This is a genomic window from Streptomyces sp. 13-12-16 (assembly GCF_002114215.1).
Classification (GTDB): domain Bacteria; phylum Actinomycetota; class Actinomycetes; order Streptomycetales; family Streptomycetaceae; genus Streptomyces.
The window spans coordinates 1-950 of the sequence record NZ_NCTE01001447.1 but is presented as its reverse complement, the minus strand read 5'-3'; the positions used below and the strand labels follow the sequence as shown (position 1 = coordinate 950).

The 950-nt window shown below is 73.3% G+C and carries 1 protein-coding gene and 1 pseudogene; one reads left to right on the top strand and one right to left on the bottom strand.

The window, feature by feature from the left end; translation table 11 throughout:
* Positions 1-220, bottom strand: a pseudogene (locus B7767_RS42335) (adenosylcobinamide-GDP ribazoletransferase); the annotation flags it as partial.
* A gap of 60 nt (positions 221-280) precedes the next feature.
* Here B7767_RS42335 and B7767_RS42330 point away from each other — a divergent pair.
* On the top strand, positions 281-950 hold a 670-nt coding region (locus tag B7767_RS42330; RefSeq protein WP_107486653.1), incomplete at its 3' end, for a hypothetical protein.

The window sequence follows — 950 nt, the reverse complement described above, 5'->3', positions numbered from 1 at the left end:
CGACGGCGGCGAGCAGCGCGCCCGCGCCGAGGAGCAGCAGGAGGAGACCTGTGGCGGCGGCCAGGGCGCCGACCGCCAGCCCGGCCGCCGGGGCGCACAGCATTCCGGCGCGCGCGGCCGGCCGGTCCCAGCGGGTGACCCGGACCGGGAGCGCGGTGAGGGTGCCGAAGGCGAAGCGGAGGCCGTCGGCGACGGATGCGGGGGAGGGGGGAGCGGGCACCGGCGCAGATTACCCGGCGGTCACCGGGGCACCCGGGGCCACCGTGGATAAAGTGCCCATATGGGACATTGGCTGGATCGGAACATCATCGAGCCGGGCAAGCTTCCGCTGCTCCTCGCGCTCGCCGCCTTCGTCCTCACCTTCGTGATCACCCGGATCATCACCCGTCTGATCCGGGCCGGGAAGGGGCCCTTCGGCAATGTCACGGCGGGCTCGGTGCACATCCACCACGTGGTACCCGGCGTCATCCTCACGGTCGTCGGCGGCTTCGGCTCGGTGGCGAGCGGAGGGGAGGGGCTGGGCTCCGCCTTCGCCGCGGTGCTGTTCGGGACCGGCGCGGGGCTGGTCCTGGACGAGTTCGCGCTCATCCTGCACCTCGACGACGTGTACTGGACCGAGGCGGGGCGCAAGAGCGTGGAGATGGTCGTCCTCACCGCCGCGCTGGTCGGGCTGCTGCTCGCCGGATTCGTGCCGTTCGGTGTCAACGACCTGTCCCAGGAGGAACTCCAGAACCGCGCGGGTGCCGCGGTGAGCGTCGGCGTGAACTTCCTGTTCGCGCTGATCGCCCTGAGCAAGGGCAAGGCGCGCGTCGCCGTCTTCGGCGTGATCATCCCGGTCGTCGCCGTGATCGGGTCGCTGCGGCTGGCCCGGCCGGGGTCGCTGTGGGCCCGGCGCTTCTACCGGCGCCGGCCGCGTGCGCGGGCCCGCGCGATCCTGCGCGCCTACCGCC